This is a genomic window from Streptococcus parasanguinis, assembly GCF_016648925.1.
GTDB lineage: Bacteria > Bacillota > Bacilli > Lactobacillales > Streptococcaceae > Streptococcus.
Genome location: NZ_JACLQX010000008.1, coordinates 26,984 through 52,892, shown reverse-complemented (window position 1 = coordinate 52,892; position 25,909 = coordinate 26,984). Strand labels below are relative to the sequence as shown.

At 38.5% G+C, this 25,909-nt stretch carries 28 protein-coding genes; 6 read left to right on the top strand and 22 right to left on the bottom strand.

Annotated features, from left to right (window positions below; all coding sequences use genetic code 11):
* Positions 1-48: 48 nt before the first annotated feature.
* Positions 49-582 carry a TetR/AcrR family transcriptional regulator gene (locus H7T97_RS04335; RefSeq protein WP_003001962.1) on the top strand — a complete coding sequence of 178 codons (534 nt, stop codon included), beginning with the start codon at positions 49-51 and terminating at the stop codon, positions 580-582.
* 151 nt (positions 583-733) lie between these two features.
* On the opposite strand, the gene rpsD is transcribed toward H7T97_RS04335, so the two are convergent.
* The 13 genes from rpsD to apf all read right to left on the bottom strand — a co-directional run bounded on the left by rpsD (position 734) and on the right by apf (position 13,411).
* Entirely contained in the window at positions 734-1,345 is a 612-nt protein-coding gene (gene rpsD, locus H7T97_RS04330) for a 30S ribosomal protein S4 (RefSeq protein WP_003002210.1), read from the bottom strand.
* Between the two features lie 205 nt (positions 1,346-1,550).
* A complete protein-coding gene (locus H7T97_RS04325) occupies positions 1,551-2,282 on the bottom strand; it encodes an ABC transporter ATP-binding protein (RefSeq protein ID WP_201089508.1) in 732 nt (243 codons plus the stop codon).
* A complete protein-coding gene (locus tag H7T97_RS04320; protein WP_049471780.1) occupies positions 2,275-3,270 on the bottom strand; it encodes an ABC transporter substrate-binding protein in 996 nt (331 codons plus the stop codon). Before H7T97_RS04320 ends, H7T97_RS04325 begins: the two co-directional genes overlap by 8 nt.
* 57 nt (positions 3,271-3,327) lie before the next feature.
* The gene (locus H7T97_RS04315) at positions 3,328-4,086 is read right to left on the bottom strand and encodes an ABC transporter permease (protein ID WP_003009181.1); all 759 of its coding nucleotides are present in this window, start codon (positions 4,084-4,086) and stop codon (positions 3,328-3,330) included.
* A 210-nt stretch (positions 4,087-4,296) separates the two neighbouring features.
* The gene (locus H7T97_RS04310; RefSeq protein WP_003009183.1) at positions 4,297-4,569 is read right to left on the bottom strand and encodes a Veg family protein; all 273 of its coding nucleotides are present in this window, start codon (positions 4,567-4,569) and stop codon (positions 4,297-4,299) included.
* A gap of 1 nt (position 4,570) precedes the next feature.
* A complete protein-coding gene (dnaB, locus tag H7T97_RS04305) occupies positions 4,571-5,929 on the bottom strand; it encodes a replicative DNA helicase (protein WP_014714093.1) in 1,359 nt (452 codons plus the stop codon).
* 25 nt (positions 5,930-5,954) lie between these two features.
* On the bottom strand, positions 5,955-6,407 hold the full coding sequence (gene rplI / locus H7T97_RS04300) for a 50S ribosomal protein L9 (protein ID WP_003002156.1): 453 nt from the start codon (positions 6,405-6,407) through the stop codon (positions 5,955-5,957).
* Positions 6,404-8,380 (bottom strand): GGDEF domain-containing protein, encoded by a 1,977-nt coding sequence (locus H7T97_RS04295; protein WP_462217719.1) that lies wholly within the window; start codon positions 8,378-8,380, stop codon positions 6,404-6,406. The genes rplI and H7T97_RS04295 overlap by 4 nt, the downstream gene beginning before the upstream one ends.
* A gap of 198 nt (positions 8,381-8,578) precedes the next feature.
* On the bottom strand, positions 8,579-10,489 hold the full coding sequence (gene mnmG, locus H7T97_RS04290) for a tRNA uridine-5-carboxymethylaminomethyl(34) synthesis enzyme MnmG (RefSeq protein WP_023919976.1): 1,911 nt from the start codon (positions 10,487-10,489) through the stop codon (positions 8,579-8,581).
* 8 nt (positions 10,490-10,497) lie between these two features.
* Positions 10,498-10,953: an NUDIX hydrolase gene (locus H7T97_RS04285; protein WP_195327046.1), complete on the bottom strand. Its 456-nt coding sequence runs from the start codon at positions 10,951-10,953 to the stop codon at positions 10,498-10,500.
* A gap of 146 nt (positions 10,954-11,099) precedes the next feature.
* Positions 11,100-11,522 (bottom strand): SseB family protein, encoded by a 423-nt coding sequence (locus tag H7T97_RS04280; protein ID WP_201089506.1) that lies wholly within the window; start codon positions 11,520-11,522, stop codon positions 11,100-11,102.
* A 21-nt stretch (positions 11,523-11,543) separates the two neighbouring features.
* The gene (gene mnmA, locus H7T97_RS04275) at positions 11,544-12,665 is read right to left on the bottom strand and encodes a tRNA 2-thiouridine(34) synthase MnmA (RefSeq protein ID WP_023919979.1); all 1,122 of its coding nucleotides are present in this window, start codon (positions 12,663-12,665) and stop codon (positions 11,544-11,546) included.
* A 203-nt stretch (positions 12,666-12,868) separates the two neighbouring features.
* Complete coding sequence (apf, locus tag H7T97_RS04270) at positions 12,869-13,411, bottom strand: aggregation-promoting factor (protein ID WP_023919981.1); 543 nt, start codon at positions 13,409-13,411, stop codon at positions 12,869-12,871.
* A gap of 228 nt (positions 13,412-13,639) precedes the next feature.
* Here apf and sdaAB point away from each other — a divergent pair, with 228 nt between their 5' ends.
* Genes sdaAB through H7T97_RS04255 form a run of 3 tightly spaced genes read left to right on the top strand, consistent with a single transcriptional unit; the run spans position 13,640 to position 15,824 of the window.
* On the top strand, positions 13,640-14,311 hold the full coding sequence (sdaAB, locus tag H7T97_RS04265) for an L-serine ammonia-lyase, iron-sulfur-dependent subunit beta (RefSeq protein WP_023919982.1): 672 nt from the start codon (positions 13,640-13,642) through the stop codon (positions 14,309-14,311).
* Positions 14,312-14,320: 9 nt separating this feature from the next.
* Positions 14,321-15,193 carry an L-serine ammonia-lyase, iron-sulfur-dependent, subunit alpha gene (sdaAA, locus tag H7T97_RS04260; RefSeq protein ID WP_003002222.1) on the top strand — a complete coding sequence of 291 codons (873 nt, stop codon included), beginning with the start codon at positions 14,321-14,323 and terminating at the stop codon, positions 15,191-15,193.
* Position 15,194: 1 nt separating this feature from the next.
* Complete coding sequence (locus tag H7T97_RS04255; protein ID WP_201089504.1) at positions 15,195-15,824, top strand: HAD hydrolase-like protein; 630 nt, start codon at positions 15,195-15,197, stop codon at positions 15,822-15,824.
* A gap of 24 nt (positions 15,825-15,848) precedes the next feature.
* On the opposite strand, the gene H7T97_RS04250 is transcribed toward H7T97_RS04255, so the two are convergent.
* The 8 genes from H7T97_RS04250 to yfmF form a co-directional block, all read right to left on the bottom strand.
* Positions 15,849-16,499: a LysM peptidoglycan-binding domain-containing protein gene (locus H7T97_RS04250; RefSeq protein WP_201089502.1), complete on the bottom strand. Its 651-nt coding sequence runs from the start codon at positions 16,497-16,499 to the stop codon at positions 15,849-15,851.
* Between the two features lie 157 nt (positions 16,500-16,656).
* Entirely contained in the window at positions 16,657-17,454 is a 798-nt protein-coding gene (locus H7T97_RS04245; RefSeq protein ID WP_024054768.1) for an energy-coupling factor transporter transmembrane component T family protein, read from the bottom strand.
* Entirely contained in the window at positions 17,447-18,289 is an 843-nt protein-coding gene (locus H7T97_RS04240) for an energy-coupling factor transporter ATPase (protein ID WP_049495781.1), read from the bottom strand. The genes H7T97_RS04245 and H7T97_RS04240 overlap by 8 nt, the downstream gene beginning before the upstream one ends.
* Positions 18,274-19,098: an energy-coupling factor ABC transporter ATP-binding protein gene (locus H7T97_RS04235; protein ID WP_003010767.1), complete on the bottom strand. Its 825-nt coding sequence runs from the start codon at positions 19,096-19,098 to the stop codon at positions 18,274-18,276. The genes H7T97_RS04240 and H7T97_RS04235 overlap by 16 nt, the downstream gene beginning before the upstream one ends.
* Positions 19,099-19,638: a CDP-diacylglycerol--glycerol-3-phosphate 3-phosphatidyltransferase gene (gene pgsA / locus H7T97_RS04230; RefSeq protein ID WP_003009208.1), complete on the bottom strand. Its 540-nt coding sequence runs from the start codon at positions 19,636-19,638 to the stop codon at positions 19,099-19,101.
* A gap of 31 nt (positions 19,639-19,669) precedes the next feature.
* Entirely contained in the window at positions 19,670-20,077 is a 408-nt protein-coding gene (locus H7T97_RS04225; protein ID WP_195327051.1) for a helix-turn-helix domain-containing protein, read from the bottom strand.
* A gap of 26 nt (positions 20,078-20,103) precedes the next feature.
* Entirely contained in the window at positions 20,104-21,378 is a 1,275-nt protein-coding gene (gene yfmH / locus H7T97_RS04220; protein ID WP_201089500.1) for an EF-P 5-aminopentanol modification-associated protein YfmH, read from the bottom strand.
* Positions 21,379-21,386: 8 nt separating this feature from the next.
* Positions 21,387-22,634 carry an EF-P 5-aminopentanol modification-associated protein YfmF gene (gene yfmF, locus H7T97_RS04215; protein WP_201089528.1) on the bottom strand — a complete coding sequence of 416 codons (1,248 nt, stop codon included), beginning with the start codon at positions 22,632-22,634 and terminating at the stop codon, positions 21,387-21,389.
* Between the two features lie 155 nt (positions 22,635-22,789).
* Here yfmF and yaaA point away from each other — a divergent pair, with 155 nt between their 5' ends.
* Positions 22,790-23,152, top strand: coding sequence for a S4 domain-containing protein YaaA (gene yaaA, locus H7T97_RS04210; RefSeq protein ID WP_024054765.1), 363 nt, complete (start codon positions 22,790-22,792; stop codon positions 23,150-23,152).
* Positions 23,152-24,246, top strand: coding sequence for a DNA replication/repair protein RecF (gene recF, locus H7T97_RS04205; protein WP_201089498.1), 1,095 nt, complete (start codon positions 23,152-23,154; stop codon positions 24,244-24,246). The genes yaaA and recF overlap by 1 nt, the downstream gene beginning before the upstream one ends.
* A 45-nt stretch (positions 24,247-24,291) precedes the next feature.
* On the opposite strand, the gene guaB is transcribed toward recF, so the two are convergent.
* Positions 24,292-25,773, bottom strand: coding sequence for an IMP dehydrogenase (gene guaB, locus H7T97_RS04200; RefSeq protein WP_150906764.1), 1,482 nt, complete (start codon positions 25,771-25,773; stop codon positions 24,292-24,294).
* Positions 25,774-25,909: the final 136 nt, after the last annotated feature.

The following is a 25,909-nucleotide window of genomic DNA, read 5'->3' as shown; positions in this document are numbered from 1 at the left end:
CTTTATTTTTAGACACTGTGTATAATTTTGTGCAAAAAGGATTAACAGATGACTGAGAGCAATAAACGATTAAAAACAAAACGAAATATCGAGGAGGCGATGGTTCGACTACTAGAAAAGGAATCATTCGACCAAATCACAACGGTTGAGTTAGCACAAGAATCCGGCATTAGTCGCTCTAGCTTTTATACCCACTATCGAGACAAGTACGATATGATCGAGCGCTACCAACAAGCACTCTTTCACAAGCTTGAATATATCTTTGACAAACACCAAGACGACAAGCGCCAAGCGATTACAGAAGTGTTCGAATTCCTAACCAAGGAGCCACTCTTTGCAGTTCTTCTGACAGAGAATGGAACCAAAGAGATCCAAACCTTCTTACGACATAAATTACAGATTCTTCTGGTTGATAGTTTGCAAGAGCGCTATAGTCATAAATCATTAACAGATATTGAAAGAGTTTACAGTTCTGTCTATCTGACCAATGCCTTCTTCGGAGTCTGTCAGATGTGGGTTTCGCGAGGAAAAAAAGAAAGTCCTCAACAAATGGCTGAATTTTTAATGAAAATGTTACGGTAACAGTCTCTCCTGATCGATCTAGATCAGGAGTTTTTTTATTAGCAGGTTTAGGTTTTAAGAAAACAAAAAGGGGAGCAAAGCCAGAAATCAACCCTTTAAGACAAAACAAAAAGCCCACTGTAGTAGGCTTTCTGCAAAGTATATCTTAAAATTAAAGCATTTTGTTGTAGAATTCAACGACAAGTGCTTCGTTGATTTCTGGGTTGATTTCATCGCGTTCTGGAAGGCGAGTCAATGAACCTTCAAGTTTGTCAGCATCGAATGATACGAAGGCTGGACGTCCAACTGTAGCTTCAACAGCTTCAAGGATAGCTGGAACTTTAGCTGATTTTTCGCGAACTGAGATCACTTGACCTGGAGTTACACGGTATGAAGGAATATCAACGCGTTTTCCATCAACAAGGATGTGACCGTGGTTAACGAATTGACGAGCTTGACGACGAGTAGTCGCAAGTCCAAGACGGTAAACAACGTTATCCAAACGACGTTCCAAAAGAAGCATGAAGTTGAAACCGACAGTTCCTTCTTTAACTTTAGTAGCTTGTACGAACAAGTTACGGAATTGTTTTTCACCAAGTCCGTAAGAGAAACGAAGTTTTTGTTTTTCAGCTAATTGCAAACCGTATTCTGACAATTTTGAACGGTTGTTTGGTCCGTGTTGACCTGGTACGTAGTTACGACGTGCCAATTCTTTACCTGTACCTGTAAGTGACAAGCCAAGACGGCGAGATTGTTTCCAAGATGGTCCTGTATAACGTGACATTTGAAATGTCCTCCTATAAAAATAATTTTTGTAGGAAATAACGTTTTAGACAAACCTGATTCGTTCAGAAAGCCTTCGCCCAAACAGCAAAGGTTACTTTTCTAGCTGACTTCCTGTTGACGAGCTTCATTTTGTCCTGCTGTCATTTCGCACAAATTCTATTCTATCACGGAATAGAAACTTTGTAAAGTCCTTCAAAACAATTTCAATGAAATTCAGACAATAATTCTATGATTCGTTTTTTATATTGCAATTGTTGCCAGTCTCTATCCGTTGCTGGATCCCATTTTAAAGGAAGATCTGCAATAATTTCACCGGGATTATGATTTAAGATATAGATCCGGTCACTCAATGTCAAAGCTTCTTCGATACTATGAGTGATCACTAGAGTGGTGAGACCAAGACGTTCCTTACTGTCTAGATACCAGTGATAAAGATCCTGCCTTGTCAATTCATCTAAGGCACTAAAAGCTTCATCTAATAGGAAGACAGAATGACCCAGAAGATAGGTTCTCAATAGCGCCACCCGTTGCCGCATCCCCCCACTCAGGGCATTGGGATAAAGGTTGGCGATACTTCCCAATTTAAATTCATCTAACAATTTTAGAGCTGTAGATGTCGCCTCTTCCTTAGGAATTTTTTTCAATTGAAGGGGAAGAATAATATTTCCCAATACTGTCTTATGTTCCAACAAAAGATCCTTTTGTAGCATATAGCTGACTTTCCCAAAGGAGATCGGAGCATCATCTACTTCTATAGCGCCCTTTTGTAAGGGAAGGATCCCAGCAATTAAATTAAACAAGGTTGATTTCCCTACCCCACTCGGACCTAGAATAGAGACGATTTCTCCTTTTTGCACTTCTAGTGATACATTATTTAAAACTGCTTTATCTCCAAAAGAGAAACTTACATCTTTTACGGTTAAAATATCAGTCACCTACCAATTCGTTTGTGAAACCTTTGTCTTCTAAGTCATTTGAAACCAATCCTTGCTCTTTTGCCCAAGCATAAAAAGCATTCCACCGCTTAGGATCAAACTGCCCCCACTTGTCCTTGTCTGAAGCATATTGATTAGAAAGATATTTTTGGGAAGCGAGTACAAAATCACGCTGGTTAGCTAAGGCAGGGGCCTGTTTGATCAAGATATCCGCAGCTTCTTCTGGATGCTCTATAGCATATTGGTAGCCTTTTTTCACCGCTTGAATGAATTTTTTTGCTTCCTCTTTATGAGACTTCAAATAGTCATTGTTAGCAATAATAACAGGCGAATAGTAGTCAAATGCAGGAACAAAATCTTTCATATAGAAGAAATTGGTCTTCATTCCCTTTTGCTCAGCTAAAATTCCATCCCAACCGTGATAAATCCAAGCAGCATCAAAGACCTTATTTTCAATCGGAGTAATGGAATTTGAATCACTATTTGGAACCAATTTTACTTGATTAAAATCAGCCCCCTCTTTTTTCATCATCGATTTGATCATTTCCAACTCAATCGGATCATTCCAGGTACCATACTTCTTACCAACCAAATCTTTTGGACTTGTGATCGCTGCATCTTTTCTTGAAATAATCCCTGACGTATTGTGTTCGACGATAGCTGCAACAGCGGTAATCCCCGCACCTTTATCCAATTTCTTGGCCATAGAATCTTGGAAATAAATACCAAATGGAGCTTTCCCATTAATAATCAAATCAGAACTACTGTCTTCCGGCGGAAGTTTTATATCTACATCCAGTCCTGCATCTTTAAAATACCCTTTTTCCTTTGCTACATAGAGACCCGTATGATTGGTATTCGGGGTCCAATCTAGAATAAAATCAATCTTTTTCAAACTACTTGACGATTGCTTGACAGAATTTTGACAAGCACTCAAGAAAACAAATCCCAATATTATTGATAAAAATAAACCTATTGACTTTTTCATTAGCTATACCTCTTTTACATTTTTGTCAATTTAATTTTTACACCATTTACAAGTTTGTCAATCCTTTTTCCATTTCAGAATGGTTCGTTCTAATTGGTCAACGAGAAACATACCGAGTAAACTAATAGCAGAAATCAATACAATGATCGCAAACATCGTATCATACTGAAATAACTTCTTCGACTGGATCATATAGACCCCCAATCCATCAAAACCTCCTAACCATTCTGAAACTACCGTACTGATAAAAGCATAGGAAACGCTCACACGTAAACCTGCAAAAAAATAAGGAAGCGCTGCAGGAATTTTATAATGGACTAAAGTCTGAAAGCGATTGGCTTGCATAATCTGAAACAATCTCAGAATATCTTGATCGCAATGCCGAAAACCATCTAACAGACTGACTACGATGGGAAATACCACCGTAATAATGATCAAAACCAGTTTTGGAAGCATACCATAACCAAACCAAAGAACCAGGATAGGGGCCAAGGCAATCGTCGGAATGGTTTGAATAACAACCATAAAAGGATAGACCAGATCATTCACCCATTGAAAACTATCCATGAGAATCGCAAAGCCAGCAGCAAGAAGAACTCCTATAACAAGTCCGATCAAGGCCACTTGAAGGGTAGACAAACTGTGATGAATCAGGAGAGCTCGATCTCGTACAAAGGCATTCCCGATTTCAAGTGGCGTTGGTAATACAAATTTGGGGAGGATATTTAAAAATCCTGCTAACTGCCATAAGACAAGAAGGCTGCTAAAACCTGCAAATCCAATCAACTGTTTTGAATATCTTTTTACAAGAGACATCGTAACCTCCTTTCTCACAAATAAAAAACGCCTCCAAAATAGGAGACGGATTGCACAAGGTCACTCATAACGAAAAATACATTTCATTTGTTTCCTACGCTGGCATTACCCAGATCAGGTGCGGTCGAAGCTTACACTTCCTCTCAGACTGTACACAGACTCCCATATGTATTTATTATAATAACTGATTTTGACGATAAAAGCAAGAAATTAATCCAAATAACGAATTAAATTCTTCTCTGTTAAAATATCTGAATAGGTGTAAGACTCCACGTATGTATTGGCTGGTTCACCTGGTAAGCTATTGTCGTTCGTATACTCGATAATAAATAAAGAAGGATAGACCTCAATCAAGCGTCCAAATTTATTTTTTTGACGTTTCCGTCCATTTTCAAGCGTCATTTCAACCACTTGTCCTTCATGAGCCTTGATCTCTTCTTTAATTTTTTTCATTTTTGCAACATCTGTAAATGCATCACTCATCTTATTGATCCTCTCTCTTTGAAATACTTGAGAATTTATTGTATTCCTTTTGGAATATTAATTCGACTGTCCCACGCGCACCTGAACGGTTTTTCTCGATAATCACTTCAACCGTATTATTGGGCATTCCATCTTCTTCCTCTTCACCAGCTCGATCATAATAATCATCACGGTACAAGAAAGCAACAATATCCGCATCCTGCTCAATCGATCCAGATTCACGAATATCAGAAAGAACAGGACGTTTGTCTTGGCGCTGTTCCACACCACGTGATAGCTGACTCAAAGCAATGACGGGAACTTTTAGTTCCTTAGCTAAAATCTTTAACTGACGAGAAATTTCTGAAACTTCCTGTTGACGGTTTTCTCTTCCAGTCCCTGTAATCAGCTGCAGGTAGTCAATCAGAATAAGACCGAGATTCCCTGTTTCCTGCGCTAATTTTCTTGCTCTCGAACGAATCTCAGTGATCCGAATTCCTGGGGTATCATCGATGTAAATACTCGCATTGGCCAAATTCCCTTGAGCAATGGCATATTTTCGCCACTCTTCATCCGTCAATTGACCTGTACGAATCGAATGGGATTCAATCAAGCCTTCAGCTGCTAACATCCGGTCAACCAAACTTTCAGCACCCATTTCTAATGAGAAAATAGCCACTGTCTTATCCAACTTTGTCCCGATATTTTGAGCAATATTTAGAGCAAAGGCTGTTTTCCCTACTGCAGGACGAGCCGCTAAAATAATCAACTCTTCCTCATGTAGCCCCGTCGTCATATGGTCCAAATCGCGATAGCCTGTCGCAATACCCGTAATATCAGAGGTTTGAAGCGAGCGGGCTTCCAAGCTACCAAAATTTATATTCAAGATGTCTCGAATATTTTTAAATCCACTACGATTTGCGTTTTCACTAACATCAATCAGAGCTTTTTCAGCACCCGCAATGATTTCATCTGAAGGACTTGCACCATCATAAGCTTGATTAATACTTTCCGTTAATCGAGAGATCAATCGACGTAAGACAGCTTTTTCGGCAACAATCTTCGCGTAATACTCTGCGTTAGCTGAAGTTGGTACCGAATTAATGACTTCTACCAAATAGGAGAGACCGCCAATATTTTGGAGATCCCCCTGACTATCTAAAATATTTCGAACAGTCGTCGCATCAATCGCATCCCCGCGGTCAGCTAGATCGATCATGGCTTTAAAAATCAAACGGTGCGAGTACTTAAAGAAATCGCCAGGCTCGATATATTCACGAACAAAGACCAATTTCCCCTCATCAATAAAGATGGCTCCCAACACTGATTGCTCCGCTTGGATATCCTGAGGTTGTGTTCGTAATTCCTCTATCTCAGCCATAAAAAAACCTTTCTATCGATCGTGTTTACCCTTCGTTTACACGAATATTAATCACACCTGTAACATCTTGATAAATTTTTACAGGGACGTCAATCAATCCTGTTGAACGAATTGGAGAGGAAACTTGGATATGACGTTTATCAATTTTAATGCCAAATTGTTTCTCAAGCTCTTCTGCAATCTTTTTATTGGTAATAGAGCCGAAGGTACGGCCATCTGGCCCAATTTTTTCAGTGAATTGAACAACAGTTGCTTCTTCTTCTAATTTTGCTTTAATCTTTTGCGCTTCCGCTAACAATTCAGCATGCGCTTTTTCTTCTGACTTTTGCTTTCCACGAAGTTCACCGATTGCTTGGGCATTGGCTTCTTTCGCAAGATTTTTCTTGATCAAAAAGTTTTGTGCATAACCAGTAGGTACTTCTTTAATTTCGCCTTTTTTACCTTTACCTTTTACATCCGCTAAGAAAATAACTTTCATTCTACATTCTCCTTTTCAATAGTTACTTCGTTTTCAATAGTCTCAATCAGTTGTTGACGAATACTCATCAAATCTTGACCCTCAATTTGAGAGGCTGCCGAGTTGAAATGACCTCCTCCGCCAAGCTGTTCCATGATACGCTGTACATTGACTTTGCTTCGACTTCGTGCAGAAATCGAGACAGTCCCACTTTGATTACAAGCAATGACAAAGGTTGCTTCCACCTCAGACATGGCCAGCATACTATCAGCTGCTTTACTAATAGTTACTGAATCATAGGCTTTAGTCGTATTGGCACAAGCTACGATGATATGCGGCAAAATCTTTTCACCAGTCAAGATCAGTTCGTTCACTTCGCGGTACTCATCAAACTGAATCGCAGAGATCTCCTGGATGGTTACACTATCACTACCTCTTGAACGAAGGTAACTCGCCACATCAAAGGTCCGACTCGTAACACGTGCGGAGAAGTTCTTAGTATCCAGCATAATCCCAGCCATCAAGACACTAGCTTGAATCTTCGTTAACCGATTTTTCTTCGACTTCTGGAACTGAATAAGTTCACTAACCAATTCGCTCGCACTACTTGCTCCACTTTCAATATAGGTGATCAGAACATTTTCAGGGAAATCATCATCCCGACGGTGATGGTCAATGACAATAATCTGTTGAAATTCCTGATAAAACTCTTTTGAAAGAGTCAAGGCCGTCTTAGAATGGTCAACCATAATTAACAAAGAGCGATCCGTCACCATTTGCATGGCTTCCTCTAGGGGAAGGATTTTCGTCACCTGCTCTTCTTCTAGTTTCGCAATCGCTCTTGAAATATCACTAGCCATTGCATGCGGGTCATAGACCACATAAGAGGAGGCCAAAATATTGCTAGAGAAAAACTGCATTCCCACAGACGCTCCTAAAGCATCCATATCCAAGTTTCTATGTCCAACAATGAAGACTTGATCAACGGATTTAATTTTATCCGAAATAGCTGTCATCATAGCGCGTGTGCGAGTCCGAGTCCGCTTCACAGCTGAAGCTGTTCCACCACCAAAGAAAATAGGGTTTTTCTGTTCATCATTTTCTTTGACTACTGCTTGATCCCCACCACGAACTTCCGCAAGGTTCAGGTTCAAGAGAGCTACTTTACCTATTTCATCATGCTCTCCATCACCATACGAGAATCCCATACTTAGGGTAATTGGAAGTTCACGATTTTTTGCCTCTTCTCGGAATTTATCGATGACTGAAAACTTCGATTCCATCAATTGTTCCAAGACCGTGTAATCTGTAAACAAATAGAAACGGTCCATTCCCACACGTCTGTAAAACATATGGTAGCGAGCTGTAAACTCTTCTACAAAGTTGGCAATAAAACTATTGATATTGCTAATATCAGAGTCTGAAATGACATCTTCCAGATCATCATAATTATCAACAGAGATAATACCGATAACAGGACGAGTTGTCACCAAGCCAACTGTTGCCTCATACTCACTAGATACATCAAAAAAGTAAACAACACTAGCTGTCTGATCAAAGTAAACAGAATATTTCTTATCGGCTACCGTGACATAATGACCTTTATCCTCAAACAAAGTATTGAGTAATTTTTTCAATGATTCAACATCAAAGTCCCCATCATCTGTTGAAAAAATCAATTCAGCATAAGGGTTGAACCACTCTACTTCATTTGATTCTTCATTAATCTTGATAACTCCAACAGGCATTTTATCAAGGAGGGATGCTAATCCGCTTTCTGCCTGATGGTTAACATATTGTATTTGTTCTAATTCATCTAACTCTGAAATTTGTAACTGGTATTCAAATAAAGCAATCAATCCAGCTAAGACTAAAAAAATTGCAATGAGAGTTACATAGCCTTTGCCAAAGATTCTTAAAAAAATTGCTAAAATTGCAAATGAAATAAAACCAATTAACACATAATGGATGAACGATAAACGAAATTTTTTCATCATAAACCTCTTCTCGGAATTATACCATAAATAGAGGTAAAAAGCGAGGTTTCTCTCTATATTACAGAGAAAATTGACCAGCAAAAAGCTCTTCCTCCACTTCACTACTTTGTAAACAAGGTTTACAACTGTGTAAACAGCAACAACAGATTTCAATCCATAAAATTGAGGCTGAAACATCATCTCAGCCCCATTTGATTAGTGGTTTGCTTTGTTTTTGGAGATACTACGAGATTTACCTTCCAAGTAAACCATTAAAATAGAGATATCCGCTGGATTGACACCTGAGATACGACTTGCTTGACCAATCGTTTCTGGATTAATTAATTTAAATTTTTGACGCGCTTCGGTTGCAATAGAGTCAATATCATCCCAGTCAATATTCGCAGGAATTCGTTTTTCTTCCATACGCTTCATTTTTTCGACTTGGTCCATTGCTTTTGAGATATAGCCTTCGTATTTAATTTCAGTTTCAATCAATTCAATGATTTTATCATCCAGTTCTTCAGCTGCAGGACCGATAAATTCTACCACATCTTGGTAAGAGACTTCTGGTCTTCGCAAGAATTCTTTAGCAGTGACAGCATCTGTCAATGGTTTAAAGCCCATTGCAGCAACCTTCTCATTGGTTTCCTTTACAGGCTTTAACTTAATGCTATCCAAACGCTTCATCTCGTTTTCAAACTGATACTTCTTGGTTTCGAAACGTTGCCAACGTTCATCATCTACCAATCCAATTGCTCGTCCCATTTCTGTCAAGCGCATATCGGCATTATCATGACGCAAAATCAGACGGTATTCTGCACGGCTTGTTAACAAACGATACGGTTCGATCGTTCCCTTTGTTACCAAGTCATCGATCATGACCCCAATATAACCATCACTGCGTTTCAAAATGAGTTCTGGTTTTCCTTGGATTTTTAGAGCCGCATTGATCCCTGCAATAATCCCTTGACCAGCAGCCTCCTCATAGCCAGACGTTCCATTGGTTTGGCCAGCTGTAAAGAGACCTGAAATTTTCTTAGTTTCCAAAGTTGAGCGCAATTGATGAGGCAAAACCATATCATACTCAATTGCATAACCCGTTCGCATCATTTCTGCCTTCTCAAGTCCCTTAATAGAATGGACGAGATCCCGTTGAACATCCTCTGGTAAACTCGTTGACAGCCCTTGAACATAGACTTCTTCTGTATTTCGTCCCTCAGGTTCTAAAAATAGTTGATGACGCTCTTTGTCAGCAAAACGGACAATTTTATCCTCAATGGACGGACAATAGCGAGGACCTACTCCCTTTACAACCCCTGTAAACATAGGTGCCCGGTGTAAATTATTTTGGATAATCTCATGGCTATGCCCATTCGTATAAGTTAACCAACAAGGAACCTGATCCTTTACATAATCTTCATCACGCGATGTATAAGAAAAATGATTTGGAGCTTTATCTCCGGGTTGAATTTCCGTTTCGTCATAATTAATTGACGACGCCTTTACACGAGGTGGCGTCCCTGTTTTGAAACGTCCAATTTCTAATCCTAGCTGTTTGAGATTATCGGCCAAATTGATAGAAGCTAGACTATGATTAGGTCCTGACGAATACTTGAGATCTCCAATGATAATTTCTCCGCGTAAAGCTGTCCCAGTAGTGACAATAACAGCCTTTGCTCCATATTCTTGGTGAGTTGCAGTCCTTACACCAACAACCTTACCATTCTCCACCAAAATCTCATCAATCATAGTTTGGCGAAGAGTTAAATTTTCTTGATTTTCAACCGTTTTCCGCATTTCTTTTGAGTAAAGTTCTTTGTCTGCTTGAGCCCGAAGTGCACGAACCGCAGGACCTTTACCAGTATTGAGCATTTTCATTTGGATGTAGGTCTTGTCGATATTCTTCGCCATTTCTCCACCGAGGGCATCGACTTCGCGCACGACAATCCCCTTAGCGGAACCACCAATAGAGGGATTACAAGGCATAAAAGCCAGCATTTCAATGTTAATAGTCGCAAGTAAGACCTTACAACCCATACGGCTAGCAGCTAGGGAGGCTTCTACCCCCGCATGTCCCGCACCGATTACAATGATATCGTATTCTTCAATAAAATTATAAGTCATTTTTTCTCCTATTTCTCAAGATGGATGTGTCGTAATTTTCCGTCCCATTCTGGTAGGGCTGATTTTAAAAAGGCCGGTTTCAGGTCAACAGTGTGTAAATCATCGAAAGCAATCCAACGGCAAGGTAATTGCTTGGTATCTTCCTGCATGACCAAAGGTGCATCTTCTAGCAAGTCCACCAAATAATGAAATTCAATGTTATGGTAGTGGATTCCAGCTTGTTCAAAGTGATTTTCAACCACGAAAGCTAACGGACCTGCTGTAGATGTGACACCAAGTTCCTCTTTGACTTCCCGAACTACAGCATCCTCTGTAGTTTCATTGACTTGAATAGCACCTCCGATTGTATAACAGCCGTCCTCATCTTCTATGACGAACAAGCGATTATCTTTTACAATCAAAGCAGTCGCCCTCACACCAAAAACAGTAGAACCTATTTTCGTTCGAAAATCCTGTTGCCTCATTTTACTTCCTTTCGAAATCACACAAAAATAGTCAAAACTCTGAGAAGTGCAGGACAAAAAAGCCTGCAACATCCATGAGCTTTGACCATCATTTCTATTGCTTTTATTATTGTAGCAAATTGAGAAAATTTGTCAATTTAAATATACTAACACTGACGGATTGCTTCAAAAACTCCTTTGTCAATCTCAACTGGATCAGAGAATGCATCTAGAACAATCCCTCTCACTGGAAACTTTCCTATCCTTTCTGCAGTAAAGAAACAGTCCGTAAAAGGTATTTGCAGCCAAGAAAAACGATCGTAATAATCTTTAGGAATATCCTGTTCCGTCAAGAAACAAGGATAAAAGTAGTCGTCTCCCTTTCGTAGAATATCCGGTTTTAGACGAACACCTTCTTGTTCATCACTCCCATCCATTAAAGAAGCATTAAAGGGAACCCAAACTTTAGATTGCTTCAATTCCTTGAACAAAGCTTCAATTGACTCCGTCGTTTTTTCCCTCAAATATTGTTTCTTATAATCAGAGATAGTCTTTGTATTCTCTATTTTTTTCTTAAAGAACTGAAACACTTTCGTTCCTCCTAGAAAATTCTAAATATACTGACAAACTTTTCCATCCCGATAAGCATTGTCAATCAAGCCACCGCCTAGACATTCTTCACCGTCGTAAAAGACAACAGCTTGTCCTGGTGTAATGGCTCGTTGAGGTTCTGCGAAAATCACTTCTGCCTTGTCACCTTTAACGTGTACAGTCACCTTAGAGTCAGGCTGACGATAGCGGAACTTAGCTGTACACTCTAATGTAAACTCTTCTGGCATATCTCGTGTAAAGTGAACTTGACTAGCCTGTAAACTTGTTGACATCAATGCTTCATGATAGAAGCCTTGACCGACATAAAGAATATTTTGACTGAGGTCTTTCCCAACTACAAACCATGGAGCATTGTCTCCACCTTGTTGGCCACCAATTCCAAGTCCACCCCGTTGACCGATTGTGTAATACATCAAACCAGCATGTTCACCCATATCTCGTCCATCGATGGTCATCATTCGACCTGGTTGGGCAGGAAGGTAGTTCCCTAGAAACTCTTTGAAATTCTTTTCTCCGATAAAGCAAATTCCAGTTGAGTCTTTCTTTTTAGCTGTTGCCAATCCAGCTTCTTCAGCTAGACGGCGAACCTCAGGCTTTTCCAAATGTCCCAATGGGAACATGGTTTTTTGAAGTTGTTCTTGTGACAGTTGGCTTAAGAAATAAGTTTGATCCTTCCCGTTGTCAACGCCACGTAACATATGGACAATGCCATCCTCATCACGCGCCACGCGCGCATAGTGCCCTGTCGCAACATAATCTGCACCGAGTGTCATAGCATAATCTAAAAAGGCCTTAAATTTGATTTCCTTATTACACATGACATCCGGATTTGGTGTTCGACCAGCTCGGTATTCAGCAAGGAAATATTCAAAGACACGATCCCAGTATTCTTTCTCAAAGTTGACAGAATAGTAAGGAATGCCAATTTGGTCTGCAACCGCTGCTACATCTTTGTAATCTTCTGTAGCTGTACAGACGCCATTTTCGTCTGTGTCGTCCCAGTTTTTCATGAAGATGCCGATGACATCGTAACCCTGTTGTTTTAATAATAAAGCTGTTACAGATGAATCCACACCACCACTCATACCAACAACAACACGTGTTTTCGAGTTATCACTCATAGATTTCTCCCATCTTTTCGTTTCTCACGATTGAAGGTCGTGGTTTGCTTCAACGATTGAAGGTCGTTTTGAGCAGTTACCATTTTAACACGCTTTATATTAGAAAACAAGCATCTTACTATTCTTTTGTTGATCAGGATCGATGGGTTTACAGGCCTGTAAATATAAAAAGAGTCCTATTCAAGAACTCTTTTCATACGAATTTAATACCAGCCATTTGCCAACCAGAAATTTTTAGCTGCTGACCATGATCCATAACGGCTGACAACATATTGATTGGCCACTTTTTCTTGGTTTGCAGGTGATAAATCACCATTCAAATAAGTGATAGTCAATTGGTAACGGCCATAATATTGGCCATTTTGTGCTGTATAACTACCACTTGACTCTTTTTGGGCAATCCATTCCTTAGCAGCTGCATCCTCCGCACTCAAGCCATCTGAAGCAGAGACAGTAGTTGTTGCTTGTGTAGTATCAGTTTTACTAGCAGGAGCTTGCTCCGTGGTTTTCTGCGTTGTATTTGCATCTTCAATCTCAAGAACTTGACCAACTGAGATGAGATTCACGTTACTAATCTTATTTTTCTTAGCAATTGCATCAACCGTTGTGTTCTTCTCTTTAGCAATAGCTGATAAAGTATCACCTGATTTTACAGTATAAGAATCTGCATTCGCTACAATTGGAAGGAAAAGTCCTGCAAGTAAACTAAGTCCAATCATTCGTTTCATCATTTGTTTTTTATTCATTATTATGTACTCCTTTATTGGTATACCTCTATACTACACAAGAAATATTTCATATTTATTGAAATAATGTGTCAAATATTTCAGTCAGATGTTAGAAATACTAAAAATCCAGGATAATATAAATGCTTTAAGCCCCCTTTAAGATTTCTCAGATATTTCGGGAAAAATATAAGAAATCATCAGCCATATCTGATATAATGAAGTAAAGTGATCACAAAGGAGCAGAGCATGAACTCTTTAAAATTCCAATCAGTTTTTGATATTATTGGACCTGTAATGATCGGCCCATCCAGTAGTCACACTGCAGGTGCTGTTCGAATTGGTAAAATTGTTTCTTCTATCTTTGGAGAGGAGCCAAAAGAAGTTGAGTTCCAATTATTTAATTCCTTCGCCAAAACCTATCGTGGTCATGGAACAGATTTAGCCTTAGTAGCGGGCATCTTAGGAATGGACACAGATGATCCTAGAATCCCAGATAGTCTAAAAATTGCACATGAACGAGGCATTCGGATTGTTTGGTCTATTCAAAAAGAAAGCAATGCTCCTCACCCAAACACAACGACTATTACTGTTAAAAATGATCATAAAACGATTTCTGTCACCGGAATCTCAATTGGTGGTGGGAACATACAAGTTACTGAGTTAAATGGCTTTGCTATCTCGCTAAATATGAATACTCCAACCATTATCATTGTTCACCAGGACGTCCCTGGAATGATCGCCCATGTGACAGAAGCTCTTTCTCGCTATGATATTAACATTGCACAAATGAATGTGACGCGGGAAAAAGCTGGAGAAAAAGCGATTATGATTATAGAAGTTGACTCAAGGAGTTGTGAAGCAGCTATCGATGATATCCGTAAAATTCCTCATCTTCATAATGTCAACTTTTTCAAATAAGGAGTTCATATGTTTTATTCAATTGTAGACCTCGTAGAACAAGCAAGCACGCAATACGAAGGAAACGTCGCAGAGTTAATGATTGCAACTGAATTTGAACTAACTGGTCGTGAACGAGAAGAAGTCCTACGATTAATGACCCGTAATTTAGAAGTGATGATTGATTCTGTAAAGTTAGGGTTAAATGAAAACCACTCTCGTAGTGGGTTAACCGGTGGGGATGCCGCAAAATTAGATCGCTATATCAAATCAGGAAAAACGTTATCTGACTTGACCGTCCTAACCGCAGCGAAGAATGCTATTGCTGTCAACGAACACAATGCTAAGATGGGACTGGTCTGTGCAACACCCACTGCAGGATCTGCCGGCTGTCTTCCCGCAGTTCTCACTGCAGCTACCCAAAAATTAGGGTTAAACCGTCAGCAACAATTAGATTTTCTACTGACAGCTGGAGCTTTTGGTTTAGTCATCGCAAATAATGCTTCTATTTCAGGTGCAGAAGGTGGTTGTCAAGCAGAAGTCGGTTCTGCTTCAGCTATGAGTGCGGCTGCATTGACACTAGCTGCTGGGGGAACTCCTTATCAAGCGAGTCAGGCAGTCTGTTTTGTCATCAAAAACATGCTTGGCCTCATTTGTGATCCAGTAGCAGGACTCGTGGAAGTTCCATGTGTCAAACGAAACGCAATGGGAGCTAGCTATGCCTTCATTGCTGCTGATATGGCCTTAGCAGGTATTGAATCAAAAATACCTGTTGATGAAGTGATTGACGCCATGTATCAAGTTGGATCTAGTCTTCCGACTGCCTTTAGAGAAACAGCTGAAGGAGGATTGGCAGCAACACCAACCGGACGTAGATTACAAAAAGAGATATTTGGAGAATAGCATGCAAGCCTTGTTTTTTGATTTAGATGGAACATTAGTTGACAGTTCCAAGGGAATTACAGAGAGCTTTCAACATACATTCGATACTTTGAAGGTTCCTCAACCCGATCTCAAAACCATCCGTAGTTTTATGGGACCACCTTTGATTTCTAGTTTTGAAGCTACCCTTCCGGAAACTTTAGTAGATCAAGCAGTGACGATCTATCGCCAGTATTATCATAAAAAAGGTCAATACAAATCAACTCTGTTTCCTCAGATAGTAGAAGCTTTGAAAGCATTACAAGACGAAAACATTCCTCTTTATGTAACCACTTCAAAACATGAACCAGTTGCTTTACAGATGTGTCAAGATTTAGGTATCGATAAATACTTTAAAGGAATTTATGGATCAAATTCAGATCGTATCCACAAAGCTGATGTCATTCGATACGCCTTGTCAATCAATGACCTTCCAAAAGAGGAGACAGTGATTATTGGAGATACAAAATTTGACCTCATTGGAGGTCAAGCAGTTGGCATAAAAACCATGGCCGTCACTTGGGGATTTGGAGATCTTGAAGATCTACTTCTCTACTCACCAGATTTTATTTGTCACTCTCCACTTGATATTCTTGAGACATTAAAAAAATAGGTTTACAAATTGTAAACCTATTTTTTAATAACCCCAAGCTGATAAACCTTGTGAGCTATATGCATTGTATGCAGCCTGGATTTGATCATCAACTGTTGCAGTTGAACCCCAACCTGGCATTGTTTGGAACAAGCCACTGGCACCAGAAGCATTTGCTGCATTTACTTGACCATTTGATTCACGGGCAATAATTGCTTCCCAAGTAGAAGCAGGTACACCAGTCATTTCAGCCATACGAGCAGCTGCATAAGATCCTTGTTCCCCAGCAGTATTCCCATTTGATAGAACAATTCCACCATTTGTTGATTGTGCAGAAGTCACTGCAGCATTTGCTGCATAAGTTGTTTGTTTTTGAGCAGTTTGTGCTGTTGCAGTTGCTGTAGGTGCACTTTCAGCAGGTTTTGCTTGCTCTTGTGGAGCAACTTTATCAACCATAGATTTAGAACGCTCACCTAACTCAATAATTTGTCCTGCATAGATCAAATCTTCATTAGTCAGATTGTTAGATGCAATAATATTTTCTACTGAAGTGTTATTTTCTAGTGCAATTTTTGATAGAGTATCTCCAGACTTCACTTCGTAAGTTTCAGCATTCACTGTAGCAATACCAGAAATGAAAAGTGATGCTGCTGAAAGTAGGGAAGTGACTGTCCATTGGAACTTTTTACTGTTCATGAATTCTATTCTCCTTTCGAACATAATTCTATCATACACACAAAATGTTACAGTTTATTGTAGAATATATTACAAATGTTACAAGAATATGTGAATTTAATGTAAAAAGCGCTTTGTATAGCGCTTTTTCCTTATTTTTGAACCAATACAACTAGCTCTATCCATTTTTTAGATAAAAAACTATCAACATGAGACACAGAATAACGAGCAATGCTAGGGTATCTTTTACTCCCCACTGCAGAGTCCGATAGCGTGTTCGTCCCTCACCGCCTTTGTACCCTCTCGCTTCCATCGCAATTGCTAATGCATCTGCGCGTTTAAAACTAGAAGCAAATAGAGGAATGAGGATCGGAATAAAGGAACGGATCCTTTTTAATAGATTTCCTTCACCAAAATCAACACCACGCGCCCTTTGCGCATTCATGATTCGATTCGTATCATCTACTAAGGTTGGAACAAAGCGCAAACTCATAGATAGCATTAACCCAATCTCATGAGCCGGAACCTTAATAATTTTTAGTGGTGTAAGGATCTTTTCAACAGCATCTGCTAAACTCAATGGTGTCGTCGTCACTGTTAAAATCGTCGAATAAAAAATAATTAAAATAAATCTACAAAATATGATGGCGGCTTGCATCAATCCTTGGTCGGTTAATTTAAAAAACCACCATTGATACAAAATAGTTCCTTGAGAGGTCGCAAATAATTGAAAAATAGTTGTAAAAGCAATGATAAAAATCATTGATTTTAAGCCTTTAATATAAAAACTAACCGAAATCCTCGTTAGATACATTAAAACAAAAATAAAACCAAAGAGAAGAACATTTGTCTGGATATTATTTGCCCAAAACAGAAGAAATATGAATAAAAACATTGAGAGCAACTTCCCACGAGGATCTAGTTGGTGGATAATGGAGTTTCCAGGAATATACCTTCCCAAAATCATATTATTCATGAAGTAACAGCTCCTTTAGTTCCTCAATTTTGATTGGTAGTCTGTCCAGGGAAAGTCCTCTTCGTTTCAATTGAAGAGCAAAATTCGTAATTTGTGGGACTCCTAATTGAAGTTTTTGTAAATACTCAACCTGTTGAAATACTTCCCTGGGGGATCCGTTTAGGACAAGTTTTCCCGCTTCTAAAGCAAATACGGTATCAGCAAAATTTGCTACATCATCCATCGTATGAGTTACCAGAACTAGGGTCATCCCATTTTTATGTAATGTCTCAAACAGTGCCATCAATTCCTTTCTTCCAGCAGGATCTAGCCCTGCTGTCGGCTCGTCCAATACTAAAATCTCTGGTTCGATAGCTAAAATACCCGCGATCGCAACTCGCCTCATTTGTCCACCAGATAGTTCAAATGGACTTTTATCATAGATAGACTCTTCTAAACCAACGATCGCTAATTTTTCTTTGGCTATTTCCTCCGCTTTGTCCTTAGGTACCCCAAAATTCTGTGGTCCAAAGGCTACATCAGCTAGAACGGTTTCCGCAAATAGCTGACTTTCTGGAAATTGAAAAACCAAACCGACTTTTTTTCTCAGGTACTTCATTTCTTTTGGCTCAGAATGATTATCTAAAACAAAATCTTCAAATTGAATCGTTCCTGTAGTCGGACGCAGTAAACCATTTAGTAATTGCAACAAAGTAGACTTGCCACTACCAGTATGCCCGATGATGGCTGTATAAGATCCATTTTTTATTTCCAAACTAATATCAGAAAGCGCCTGCCCTTCAAAAGGACTTCCCTCTTGATAAGTATAATAGACATTCTTTAAAGAGATTCCCATAGTTGGTCTAATAACTCACTTTCTGTTAGATAATCCTGTTTTAGCGGAAAATGTGAGCTGAGAGATTCTTGAACCTGCTTACTAAAAGGCTTATCTAATCCAATCTCATTCAGATCATTTCTTGAAAACAATTCCCGCGGTGTCATAGAAGACTCTAGTTTTCCTTTTTGAAAGACGAGTGTTCGATCACTTAAGGCAATTTCGGTTAAATCATGGGTAATAGAAATAATTGTTAATTGAAACTTTTTCTGAAGTTCTCTCATTACCGCCATTAGATCCTCTCTACCTTCTGGATCTAACATACTAGTTGCTTCATCAAGGATAATAATAGTTGGTCTCAAGGCGATAATACCTGCTATGGCCACCCGTTGCTTTTGACCACCTGACAAACGAGATGGTTCGCGATCTTTAAACTCCAGCATACCGACTTGCTCAATAGCCTTCTCCACACGTTGAAGCATTTCTTCCCGTGGAATTCCTTGATTTTCTAAACCAAAGGCAACATCATCTTCTACTGTCGCACCAACAAATTGGTTGTCAGGATTCTGAAATACAATCCCAATTTTACTACGGATTTCCCATATGGTTTCACGAGTCAGTTGTTTTCCATCAACGTAAATCTCACCAGACTCAGCTTCCAAAAGGCCATCAATCAGGCGTACAACTGTAGATTTCCCACTACCATTGTGTCCAACAATCGAAAGCCACTCTCCTTGTTTCACGTGAAACGAAACCGTGTCAATTTGATACTCTTCTACTGTTTTATCGTATCGAAAGGATACATTTTTTAGCTCAATCATCTGTTTCATTTATTTAAATGTGTCTTTAAAGAGATAGCTACTTCCCTTAAAGTAGTCGTAACCAGAATAAATTGTGAAAATCAATGCAATATAAAGCAACACTTGCCCTGGAAGTGTCCAATGGCAAAGCAAAAAGATAATGGCAAACATTTGGCTAAAGGTTTTAATTTTTCCTGGCATGGCTGCAGCAAGAACTGTACCACCTGTCTCAACAAGTAGAAGACGCAAACCAGTAACAGCTAACTCACGACAAATGATAACGGCTGCAATCCAAGCAGGAACCATTTTTAATTCAATCATCATGATAAAGGCTGACATGACCAATAATTTATCTGCCATTGGATCGGCAAATTTACCAAAATTACTAACTACATTCCATTTTCGTGCAAGAAAGCCATCTAAATAATCTGTAATACTAGCAATTGCAAAAATAACTGCCGCTACAATATGTCCTAAGTAAGAGTGACTTAAACTTAAAATGGCAATAAAAATAGGAATCATCACAACCCGAATTAATGTCAATGCATTAGGAATATTTTCTTTTTTCATACTTCCTCCAAAAAATAAACTATCTTTACATCTATTTTACAGATGCTGTAAACTCATAAAAATATACGATATAAATCACAAAGCCAAGGATGACAAAACTAACTAGTAGATAATACAGGATTGGTAACCAGCTCGCTTTCTGTCTTAATTTTCTTGAATGAAGCTCTTCGTCATCTATAAGTATTTCTTCATCAAATAACAATTCTTTTCCTTCACGAAAAGCTGTCAATAGGATGGACTCATCTAATCCCAAAGCCCATGCTAACTTTTTAAGATAGATCTGAGCGTAAAAGGGACTCGGTAATAGATCAAACTCATCGTTTTCCAACGCTTCTATATAAGGAATTTCAATGGCTGTCTTATTTGACACATCCTGTAAACTTAAGTGTAAATTTACTCTTGACAGTCTTAACACTTGACCAATCGTTCTCTTCTTCATATTTTCCCTTCTTGATACATTGTTTACTACTTTTGAAAAATCATATAGTCAACCATCTCAGCCTGGTCGATGAACTGACGCCCTAATTTGATGATATCTTGTAAACTAATACCTTGTAAAATCTTTGGAAGATCATAAGAAGTGCTACCGTCTGAAAAATATTCAAACTGAGTGGCACTATACTCAAGCGAATTTAAACCTTGTAAGAAATCACCAAACATTTCGCTTTTAATCGTATCCAAATGTTCTTGATTCACATCTGGATCCTTCTCAAATTGTTTGATCGCTGATCTAAATTGATGAGATAAGGACACCGGTTCTTGAGTATCCATTGTCAAAATAACGAAATGAAATAATTCCTCAACCTCGACTTCAAGTGTCAATGAGTTGTCAATCTTCCCAGCTTCATATAAACTTTGAAACCGTTGCGAAGTCCAACCAAACATCATCGAAAACAGTAATTTCAACATCAATTTATAACGAAATTTTTCCTCTTCCTTAATGATATCATTTCCTCGAATTCCAATTGCCAACTTAGGAGTAGCAACTTCCATTCTACAAGATTGATTCAATTTTACTTCATTTTTTTCTACAGGAAAACGTTCTAACTCCACAGATGGATGAGGAGGAACTAGATCATATTTCTTTACTACTTGCAATACTTCATCAACATCAAAGTTTCCGATCACTAATAAGTGCATTTGAGAGGGATGATAGAATAGATCAAAGTTTTCACGGAGATTATCTATTGTAATGTCAGAAATAGACTCCCTAGTCCCAGCAATATCATCTGCTAACGGTGTTCCAGGATATAAATTTTCTAAAGCACCAAAAAATAATCGATAGTCTGGACTATCTTGGTACATTCCAATTTCTTGTTGAATGATTTCTCTTTCCTTAGATACAGATTTTTCTGTAAAGGAAACCTTTGAAACCATCTCCAATAACAATTGAATATTTTCAGGGACCTTTGAAGTTGTTGAGAAAAGATAACTTGTCTTTGTAAAGCTTGTAAAGGCATTACTTTCCGATCCTAAATGAACGAATTTTTTTAAATAATCTTGACCATTTTCATCTTCAAATACTTTGTGTTCTAGAAAATGAGCAATTCCTGCAGGATATTGCCTTTCATGACCATTCACTAGAATTCGTGTATCCACTGAGCCAAACTTAGTTGTGATTATTCCATAGGTTTCATAATAATCTTCTTTGGGAATTAAATGAATAGTCAACCCATTTGACAAGCGTGTAAAGTAAACTTGCTCACCAACTGATTCATAATATTTTTCTTTAATTTTCAATCTTTACACTACTTTCCTTCCATAAAATAAACAGACTGTAAATTAATTGTTTTTGCCACTTCAATAATTTCTTCTCTACTAACCTTATCGATGGATTCTAACCACTCTTCTAAAGAAAGGACTTTCGTTCCTAGGATCGTTTTCAGATATTCCCTTTCAATCAAGGTATTTTGCCGATCCTGTGCTAATAAGGTCGTATTCACCAACATTTCTTTTGTCAATTGAAGCTCTGACTCTGTAAACTTGCCTCGTTTTAAATCATTCAACTGTCTCATAATCAAGGTCATTACTTTCGTACGAGATTCCTTATCAATGCCTGCAAAAACTCTCATAAAGCCTGTAAAAATATCAAAATGGCTAGAGATGGTATAAGCAAGTCCTTCTTTCTCACGAATTATTTGAAAAAGTCTCGAATGCGAGAAAGCTCCCAGCATCCCATTTAATACAACTAGGGGGATATGGAGAGATTCTCCATACTGGGTAGAAAAATGATAACCTAATTCTAAAATAGATTGTTGGTTTTGTTTTTGCTCTAACTTTTCTCTAACAACATTTGTAAAAGGTTGTTGATAGTTGACAGACAAATTGTTATCACGTGGCTTGAATTCAAACTGGTTCACTCGATCCACAATAGCGACCTCATTAAAATCGCCTATGAAAAAGAAGTCAATGTTATCTAATTGGAGCATCTGATGAAACTGTTCAAGAGAACTTTGAGCTGTCTCTTGTCTCGCTAAATCAACTTTCCCCAATCTTGACATCCCGATTGTTTCGTCTTCAAAAAATAGTTGATTCAATTGCCCATGTGCATAATAATAAGGCTCTTCAATTTCTGACTCCAAATCGGAAATCGTATTTTTCTTTTCAACGTCAAATGTATCACTGTCAAAGTGATCTTCTACTACCAAAGGTGAAAAGAAGATAGTTTCTATAATGTCCAAAACTTCATCAGTAAGAACATTTTTCTTGCTCAAAAAGTCATCGCGCACAAAGGAAATATTCAAATCAACATAATGAACACGTCCCCTCTTAGAGACTGAGGTTGACAATTCTACCCCGTATAGACTCGCTAATTTTTCACGGAATAATTGTGAAGTTGGATATTTTTGATTTGCAGTTTCCATCATACAGGCTACTAAAACACGCGCAGCCACGGTATTTTCATCTAATGGCGATGAAAAACGGACCTTAATTTTATTGGTTTTAAATTTTTTTGATTGAAGAAAGTGAAGATTCACGCCCTTTACTAATTCCATTTTCATCCTCGTTCTACTCAATAGTAACTTTCATTATAACACGAAATCACACTAAAATCCTAATTCAAACTGTGAAAAAGCTCCTCAAATCACTCAACATTCTCTACCCTAGAAAAACTAAAAATATGGTATAATAACACGCAAAGAGGTGAACTATGAATTACAAATTATTTGATGACTTTATTACATTACAAGCAATCTTAAAAGAACTCGGTATTATACAGAGTGGTGGTGCAATCAAAGCTTTTCTTCAAGAAAAAGAAGTCTTTGTTAATGGTGAATTAGAACAACGGAGAGGCCGTAAACTTCGTGTCAATGATCAAATTGACATTCCTGAACTGAGCATGACTATCACCATTCTTGAACCTTCTCAAGAAGAAATAGAAGAACATCTTAAAGAGAAGGAAGAAAAGGAACGTGTTGCTAAACTTGTCAAGCAACTCAATCAACAACAAAAGAAACAACCGACAAAGACTAACAAAAAAGAAAAAGCAATTCGCTTTCCTGGTATCTCGTAATGTGGTTAAAACAGTTATCCATTCAACATTTTCGTAATTATCAAGAACTAGAAGTCGAGTTTCATCCTGGATTAAATATTTTCCTAGGTCAAAATGCTCAAGGAAAGACCAATATTCTCGAATCAATTTATTTTCTAGCTTTAACCAGAAGTCATCGAACACGAAATGATAGAGATCTCATCTATTTTGAATCCACCGATTTTAAAGTTTCTGGTCAATTGCAAAGAGAAACTGGTCCCCTTCCATTAGAAATTTCCTTGACACCAAAAGGTTGGATAACTAAGGTAAATCATTTGAAACAAGCCAAATTATCGAACTATATTGGCCATATGAATGTTGTCCTTTTCGCACCCGAAGATTTGCAACTGATCAAAGGATCACCTGCAGGGCGTCGAAAGTTTATTGACATTGAATTAGGTCAGATGAAACCTCTCTACTTATCTGACTTATCTCAATACAACCATGTACTGAAACAAAGAAATAGTTATCTAAAAAATTCGGAAAAAATTGATGCTACATTTTTGGAGGTCTTAGATTCACAACTAGCTAGTTTTGGAAGTCGCGTCATCCATCATCGGCTTGAGTTTATTAAAAAATTAGAAGCTAAAGCAAAAGAAAAACATACTCGACTTTCTGACAACAAAGAAGACCTATCAATTCAATATCAGTCAACTGTTTTTTCTGAAGAAGGAAATGATATAGAAGAGCAGTTTCTCTCTATGTTGGAAAAAAACCGTCAGAAGGATATTTTTAGGAAAACAACAAGCATTGGGCCTCACAGGGATGATTTGGCATTTTTTATCAATAATATGAATGCTACCTTTGGTAGTCAAGGCCAGCATCGAAGTGTTGTTCTCTCTCTAAAATTAGCAGAAATTGAATTAATGGAAGAAATCACAAGAGAAAAGCCGATTTTACTACTTGACGATGTCATGAGCGAACTTGACAATTATCGTCAACTTCAACTACTTGAAACCATCTCTAATAATATTCAAACATTTATTACAACGACCACTCTCGATCATTTAAAAGAACTACCTGAAGAGTTGAAAATTTTCACTGTTCAAGCCGGTCATATCAAAACAGCATCTTGACAATACTGTCAAGATGCTGTTATTTTTGTTTACAAATGTGTAAATTTATTGTGCCGAGTAGTTAGGAGCCTCGTTTGTAATTTGCACATCATGAGGATGGCTTTCTTTCAATCCGGCACCGCTCATTTCGACAAATTGTGCATGATCATGTAAATCTTGAATGGTTGCTGCACCAACATAACCCATACCTGAACGGATACCACCGATCATTTGGAAGACCATATCTGCTACAGAACCTTTATAAGCAACGCGTCCTTCAATTCCTTCAGGGACCAATTTATTGGCTTCATTGACAGATCCTTGGAAGTAACGGTCGCTAGAACCTTTCTTCATTGCTGCAATAGATCCCATACCACGGTATGTTTTAAATTTACGACCTTGGAAGATTTCTGTTTCACCTGGTGCTTCATCTGTACCTGCAAGCATTGAGCCAAGCATAACCGCGTTTCCACCAGCTGCTAGTGCTTTGACAATATCTCCTGAATACTTGATACCACCATCAGCAATGATCGTTTTTCCATATTCACGAGCTACAGCGGCTGCGTCATAAATAGCAGTCACTTGAGGAACACCAACCCCTGCAACAACACGAGTTGTACAGATTGATCCTGGACCAATTCCGACCTTAACTACGTCTACCCCTGCATCAAATAATGCACGAGCACCTTCAGCGGTTGCAATATTTCCTGCAATCAAGGTACGATCTGGGAAGTGGGCACGAATTTCTGCAATCTTACGAAGAACACCCGCAGAATGTCCATGAGCAGTATCGATGACAATTGCGTCTGCACCAGCTTCAAAAAGAGCTTCTGCACGTTCAAAAGTATCTGAAGTAACCCCTACGGCACCAGCTACAAGCAAACGACCAAATTCATCCTTAGCCGCATTTGGGAACTCAATAACTTTTTCAATATCTTTGATTGTAATCAAGCCAGAAAGACGACCATTTTCATCTACCAATGGTAATTTTTCAATACGGTGCTCTTGTAGAATGTGTTCAGCTGTTTCCAAATCAGTTCCAACCGGTGCAGTCACCAAATTTTCACTCGTCATATGATTTGAAATGGGTTGATTGTAATCAGAAATAAAACGCAAATCCCGGTTTGTAAGGATACCAACTAATTTACGATTTTCAAGTGTTTCAACAACAGGAACACCACTGATTCGGTATCGTCCCATCAACTCATCTGCTTCTGCAATTGTATGAGACGGAGTCAAATAGAACGGATCAATGATAACCCCATTTTCAGAACGTTTTACTTTGCGTACTTCATCTGCCTGTTGCTCAATTGACATGTTTTTATGGATCACACCAAGTCCACCCGCACGTGCCATAGCAATTGCCATTTGACTTTCAGTCACCGTATCCATAGCAGCAGTAATGATTGGGATATTCAAGCGTAAATTACTTGCTAATTGTGTACTTAAATCTGCATCATTAGGCAATACGTGACTTTCTGCTGGAATCAAAAGCACGTCATCGAATGTAAACCCTTTTTTTAAAAACTTTGTGTCCCAATTAGACATTAGCTGGATCCTCTTTTCTTTTTATTTGAGCAAGGCTCGAATTTTTATTGTTAATATCATACCATTCTATGGCAATTTGTCAATCATTTATTGGTAAATTATCAATGAACAGTAAGAAATGTTCGCTTTTAATGAA

What these genes read in the sequence shown, in the direction of transcription:
- mnmA (WP_023919979.1), bottom strand. Translation starts at nt 12,665, where the DNA reads ATGAGTGATAACTCGAAAACACGTGTTGTTGTTGGTATGAGTGGTGGT.
- H7T97_RS04320 (WP_049471780.1), bottom strand. Translation starts at nt 3,270, where the DNA reads ATGAAAAAGTCAATAGGTTTATTTTTATCAATAATATTGGGATTTGTT.
- sdaAA (WP_003002222.1), top strand. Translation starts at nt 14,321, where the DNA reads ATGTTTTATTCAATTGTAGACCTCGTAGAACAAGCAAGCACGCAATAC.
- H7T97_RS04235 (WP_003010767.1), bottom strand. Translation starts at nt 19,098, where the DNA reads ATGAAACAGATGATTGAGCTAAAAAATGTATCCTTTCGATACGATAAA.
- H7T97_RS04250 (WP_201089502.1), bottom strand. Translation starts at nt 16,499, where the DNA reads ATGAACAGTAAAAAGTTCCAATGGACAGTCACTTCCCTACTTTCAGCA.
- dnaB (WP_014714093.1), bottom strand. Translation starts at nt 5,929, where the DNA reads ATGGCTGAGATAGAGGAATTACGAACACAACCTCAGGATATCCAAGCG.
- apf (WP_023919981.1), bottom strand. Translation starts at nt 13,411, where the DNA reads ATGAATAAAAAACAAATGATGAAACGAATGATTGGACTTAGTTTACTT.
- H7T97_RS04310 (WP_003009183.1), bottom strand. Translation starts at nt 4,569, where the DNA reads ATGAGTGATGCATTTACAGATGTTGCAAAAATGAAAAAAATTAAAGAA.
- yfmF (WP_201089528.1), bottom strand. Translation starts at nt 22,634, where the DNA reads ATGGAATTAGTAAAGGGCGTGAATCTTCACTTTCTTCAATCAAAAAAA.
- yaaA (WP_024054765.1), top strand. Translation starts at nt 22,790, where the DNA reads ATGAATTACAAATTATTTGATGACTTTATTACATTACAAGCAATCTTA.
- rplI (WP_003002156.1), bottom strand. Translation starts at nt 6,407, where the DNA reads ATGAAAGTTATTTTCTTAGCGGATGTAAAAGGTAAAGGTAAAAAAGGC.
- H7T97_RS04295 (WP_462217719.1), bottom strand. Translation starts at nt 8,380, where the DNA reads ATGAAAAAATTTCGTTTATCGTTCATCCATTATGTGTTAATTGGTTTT.
- guaB (WP_150906764.1), bottom strand. Translation starts at nt 25,773, where the DNA reads ATGTCTAATTGGGACACAAAGTTTTTAAAAAAAGGGTTTACATTCGAT.
- recF (WP_201089498.1), top strand. Translation starts at nt 23,152, where the DNA reads ATGTGGTTAAAACAGTTATCCATTCAACATTTTCGTAATTATCAAGAA.
- sdaAB (WP_023919982.1), top strand. Translation starts at nt 13,640, where the DNA reads ATGAACTCTTTAAAATTCCAATCAGTTTTTGATATTATTGGACCTGTA.
- H7T97_RS04245 (WP_024054768.1), bottom strand. Translation starts at nt 17,454, where the DNA reads ATGAATAATATGATTTTGGGAAGGTATATTCCTGGAAACTCCATTATC.
- H7T97_RS04335 (WP_003001962.1), top strand. Translation starts at nt 49, where the DNA reads ATGACTGAGAGCAATAAACGATTAAAAACAAAACGAAATATCGAGGAG.
- H7T97_RS04225 (WP_195327051.1), bottom strand. Translation starts at nt 20,077, where the DNA reads ATGAAGAAGAGAACGATTGGTCAAGTGTTAAGACTGTCAAGAGTAAAT.
- mnmG (WP_023919976.1), bottom strand. Translation starts at nt 10,489, where the DNA reads ATGACTTATAATTTTATTGAAGAATACGATATCATTGTAATCGGTGCG.
- H7T97_RS04315 (WP_003009181.1), bottom strand. Translation starts at nt 4,086, where the DNA reads ATGTCTCTTGTAAAAAGATATTCAAAACAGTTGATTGGATTTGCAGGT.
- rpsD (WP_003002210.1), bottom strand. Translation starts at nt 1,345, where the DNA reads ATGTCACGTTATACAGGACCATCTTGGAAACAATCTCGCCGTCTTGGC.
- pgsA (WP_003009208.1), bottom strand. Translation starts at nt 19,638, where the DNA reads ATGAAAAAAGAAAATATTCCTAATGCATTGACATTAATTCGGGTTGTG.
- H7T97_RS04255 (WP_201089504.1), top strand. Translation starts at nt 15,195, where the DNA reads ATGCAAGCCTTGTTTTTTGATTTAGATGGAACATTAGTTGACAGTTCC.
- H7T97_RS04240 (WP_049495781.1), bottom strand. Translation starts at nt 18,289, where the DNA reads ATGGGAATCTCTTTAAAGAATGTCTATTATACTTATCAAGAGGGAAGT.
- H7T97_RS04285 (WP_195327046.1), bottom strand. Translation starts at nt 10,953, where the DNA reads ATGAGGCAACAGGATTTTCGAACGAAAATAGGTTCTACTGTTTTTGGT.